This is a genomic window from Pseudomonas tehranensis (assembly GCF_014268615.1).
Classification (GTDB): Bacteria; Pseudomonadota; Gammaproteobacteria; order Pseudomonadales; family Pseudomonadaceae; genus Aquipseudomonas; species Aquipseudomonas tehranensis.
This window is the reverse complement of sequence record NZ_JABWQV010000346.1, coordinates 1-4,201: the sequence shown is the minus strand read 5'-3', so window position 1 is coordinate 4,201 and position 4,201 is coordinate 1. Positions and strand designations below refer to the sequence as shown.

Genomic DNA, 4,201 nt, shown 5'->3' with positions numbered 1-4,201 from the left:
TTCGCGAGCAAGCCCGCTCCCACAGGGATTTGTTGTGGATGTAAGAGCGGGTTACAACCCCACCACATCCTCAGCCTGCAAACCCTTTTGCCCTTCCACCACCGCGTACTCGACCTGCTGGCCTTCAGTCAGTGAACGATGGCCTTCGCCACGGATCGCGCGGTAATGCACGAATACATCCGCCCCGCCTTCACGCTGGATGAAGCCATAGCCTTTGGCGTCGTTGAACCACTTCACATTGCCGGTTTCGCGTGCTGCCATGATTGCTCACTCCCATTTTTATTTTTAAGTCGGCCTTTCGAAGGAAAGCCGTACGATCTTCGCCGCCGTCCAGCCGTCCACGAGGAAGGCAGAGGCAGTCAGCCGCCCGAGTATATGACAGACGCAAAAACTCTCAACTGACTTTACTTCGGCGCTTTTTTGCCGATTTTCGACGAATCCGGCACACTAGCCGCCGCTTTATCTTATCCACTCATGCAGAAGCCGTATGACCCGTTCCCCGTTCCGCCGTCTTGTGTTTGGCACCCTGCGCCGACTGTTGTACCTCTGGGTTCGCTCCGAGACGATCAACCAGTCGTCCTTCACCCTCAACCTCGACCGCAGTCGTCCGGTGTTCTACGTCCTGCAAAACCCTTCGCTCACTGACCTGGCAGTGCTCGACACCGAGTGCACCAAGGCTGGCCTGCCCCGTCCGGTACTGCCGGTGTCCGTGGGCAACCTGTTGGAACCGGCAGCGTTTTTCTACCTGACCCCGGCGCCGGACTGGCTCGGCCGGCAGGACAAACGTGGCGCGCCGCCAACCCTGACGCGACTGGTCAATGCCCTGACCCACAACGCCGCCGAAGATGCGCAGATCATCCCGGTCAGCGTGTTCTGGGGGCAGTCGCCCGACAGCGAGTCCAGCCCATGGAAGCTATTGTTCGCCGACAGCTGGGCCGTCACTGGCCGCCTGCGGCGCTTGCTGAGCATCATGATCCTGGGACGCAAGACCCGCGTGCAGTTTTCTGCGCCGATCCATTTGCGCGAACTGATCGAGCACGACAAGGGCCACGAACGCACCGTGCGCATGACCCAGCGGATCCTGCGGGTGCATTTTCGCAACTTGAAAGCGGCGGTCATTGGCCCCGACATTTCCCACCGTCGCAACCTGGTCAAGGGGCTGCTGAACCAGCCGCTGGTCAAACAGGCGATTGCCGACGAGGCCGAGCGGGAAAAAATCACCCCGGAAAAAGCCAAGGCTCAAGCGCTGCGCTACGGCAACGAAATCGCCTCGGACTACACCTACACCGCGATCCGTTTCCTGGAAGTGGTGCTGAGCTGGTTCTGGAACAAGATCTACGACGGCATCAAGGTCAACCACATCGAAGGCGTGCAGAAGGTCGCCCAGGGCCACGAAGTCATCTACGTGCCGTGCCACCGCAGTCATATCGACTACCTGCTGCTGTCGTACCTGCTGTTTCGCAACGGCCTGACCCCTCCGCACATCGCCGCCGGCATCAACCTCAACATGCCGGTGATCGGCGGCCTGCTGCGTCGGGGCGGGGCGTTTTTCATGCGCCGCACCTTCAAGGGCAACCCGCTCTACACCGCGGTATTCAACGAGTACCTGCACACGCTGTTCACCAAAGGCTTCCCGGTGGAGTATTTCGTCGAGGGCGGTCGCTCGCGCACCGGGCGCATGCTGCAACCCAAGACCGGCATGCTCGCCATCACCTTGCGCAGCTTCCTGCGCTCATCGCGCATGCCCATCGTGTTCGTGCCCGTCTACATCGGCTATGAGCGTGTCCTGGAAGGCCGCACCTACCTGGGTGAACTGCGTGGCGCGAGCAAGAAGAAAGAATCGATCTTCGACATTTTCAAGGTCATCGGCGCCCTCAAGCAACGCTTCGGCCAAGTAGCGGTGAACTTCGGTGAGCCGATCAAACTGGCGGAGTTTCTCGACGGCGAACAGCCGGGTTGGCGCCAACAAGAGCTGGGCCCGCAGTTCAAGCCGGCCTGGCTCAACGCAACCACCCACCGCCTCGGCGAGCGGGTGGCCCGACACCTGAACGAAGCGGCGGCCATCAACCCGGTCAACCTGGTGGCCCTGGCGCTGCTGTCCACCAGCCGCCTGGCCCTGGACGACCGTGCCATGGCCCGGGTGCTGGACCTGTACCTGGCGTTGCTGCGCAAAGTGCCGTACTCGCCCCACACCACCTTGCCCGAGGGCGATGGGCGTGCGCTGATCGAGCACGTCAAAGGCATGCACTTGCTGTCAGAACAGAGCGATGCCCTGGGCAAGATTCTGTATCTGGACGAGCAGAATGCCGTCCTGATGACCTACTACCGCAACAACGTGCTGCACATCTTCGCCCTGCCGGCGTTGCTGGCGAGTTTCTTCCAGAGCACCTCGCGCATGAGCCGCGAACAGATCCTGCGCTACACCCGCGCCTTGTATCCCTATCTGCAATCGGAGCTGTTCATTCGCTGGTCACTGGAAGAACTGGACGGCGTGGTCGACCAATGGCTCGACGCGTTCGTCGAACAGGGCCTGCTGCGTTTCGAAAAAGACCTGTACCTGCGCCCAGCCCCGAGTTCGCGGCATTTCGTGCTGCTGACTCTGTTGTCCAAGAGCATCGCGCAGACCTTGCAGCGCTTCTACATGACCGTCTCCCTGCTGCTCAACAGCGGCCAGAACAGCATCAGCGCTGAAGAACTGGAAGACCTCTGCACGGTCATGGCCCAGCGCCTGTCGATCCTGCACGGCCTGAACGCACCGGAATTCTTCGACAAGAGTCTGTTCCGGCATTTCATCCAGACCATGCTGGACCTGGACGTACTGCGCCGGGACGAAGCGGGCAAGCTAAGCTATCACGAGCTGCTGGGTGAACTGGCCGAAGGTGCGGCCAAGCGCGTCCTGCCGGCGGAGATCCGTTTGTCGATCCGTCAGGTGGCGTTGCATCGCAGTGAAGATGCGGCAGATCAGGTCACCCCGGTGGCTGCAGACTGACCCCACAGGCGCCAGGTTTTCTCTGGCGCCCTCAATATGGAAATGCCCCAATGAAAAAGCTTCTTCTCGTCGCCGTTGCCACGTTACTCAGTGCCTGCTCCAGCGCACCGCTGGCGAGCAAAAACAGTCTCGACGGTGAAGTGTTCTACCTGCAGCGCATCGCCCTGCCGCCCACCGCTGTCTTGAGCGTGAGCCTGCAGGATGTGTCCCTGGCCGACGCCCCTGCGGTGGTGCTCGATGAACAGAGCGGTCCGGTCAAGGGCCAGGTCCCGCTGCCGTTTCACCTCAGCTATGATCCGGCCCAGGTCAAACCCGGCCATCGCTATGCCGTGAGCGCGCGCATTGAAGTGGACGGCCAGTTGATGTTCATCACCACCGAACAACACACCGTGCAGCTCGATGGCAAAGATCCACAGCCGCTGAAGATCCGCGTCAACGCCGCACGCTGATTTCTCTTTCCAATTTTCTTCAAGGAAGCTGCCATGCTCCGCTCTACGCTCCGTTTCACCAGCCTGTGCGCCGGCCTGTTGTTCTGCGCCAACACCATGGCCCTGTCCCTGGCCGACCTCTCGCAGAAGGACGCCACTGGCGGCCTCAAGGACGCACTGACCCAGGGCGCCCAAGTAGCGGTCAAGCAGCTGGGCACACCCGGTGGCTTCAGCAACAACCCCGAAGTGAAGATCGAACTGCCGGGCAAGCTCGGTAAAGTCGCCAGCAAGATGAAAGCCTTTGGCATGGGCGATCAAGTCGAACAACTGGAAACCAGCATGAACCAGGCCGCTGAAGCCGCTGTGGTCCAGGCCCAGCCGATCCTGGTCAATGCTGTGAAGAACATGAGTGTGAGCGATGCCAAGGGGATCTTGAGCGGCGGCAACGACTCCGCTACGCAGTACCTGAACAAGAGCAGCCGCGAGCAGATTCGCGCCAAGTTCCTGCCCATCGTCAAGCAAGCCACCGACAAGGTTGGCCTGGCGCAGAAATACAACACGTTCGCAGGCCAGGCGGCCACCTTCGGTGTGCTGGACGCCAAAAGCGCCAACATCGAAAACTACGTGACCGAACAAGCGCTGGACGGTTTGTTCGAGATGATTGGTAAACAGGAAGCCACCATCCGCCAGAACCCTGCGGCGGCGGCGACCAGCTTGGCGAAGAAGGTGTTTGGCACCCTTTAAGACTCAGCACAAAACACTGTGGGAGCGAGCCTGCTCGCGA

The 4,201-nt window shown here is 60.8% G+C and carries 4 protein-coding genes; 3 read left to right on the top strand and 1 reads right to left on the bottom strand.

The features are described 5' to 3' along the window. Positions 1–51: 51 nt before the first annotated feature. Positions 52–261 (bottom strand): cold-shock protein, encoded by a 210-nt coding sequence (locus tag HU811_RS25545; RefSeq protein ID WP_003184959.1) that lies wholly within the window; start codon positions 259–261, stop codon positions 52–54. Between the two features lie 226 nt (positions 262–487). Here HU811_RS25545 and plsB point away from each other — a divergent pair, with 226 nt between their 5' ends. The 3 genes from plsB to HU811_RS25530 are packed head-to-tail and all read left to right on the top strand — an operon-like array spanning position 488 to position 4,161. After that, positions 488–2,989: a glycerol-3-phosphate 1-O-acyltransferase PlsB gene (gene plsB, locus HU811_RS25540; protein ID WP_186658824.1), complete on the top strand. Its 2,502-nt coding sequence runs from the start codon at positions 488–490 to the stop codon at positions 2,987–2,989. Between the two features lie 50 nt (positions 2,990–3,039). Next, on the top strand, positions 3,040–3,438 hold the full coding sequence (locus HU811_RS25535; RefSeq protein ID WP_047227547.1) for a YbaY family lipoprotein: 399 nt from the start codon (positions 3,040–3,042) through the stop codon (positions 3,436–3,438). 33 nt (positions 3,439–3,471) lie between these two features. Next, a complete protein-coding gene (locus HU811_RS25530) occupies positions 3,472–4,161 on the top strand; it encodes a DUF4197 domain-containing protein (protein ID WP_092401255.1) in 690 nt (229 codons plus the stop codon). Positions 4,162–4,201 lie beyond the last annotated feature (40 nt).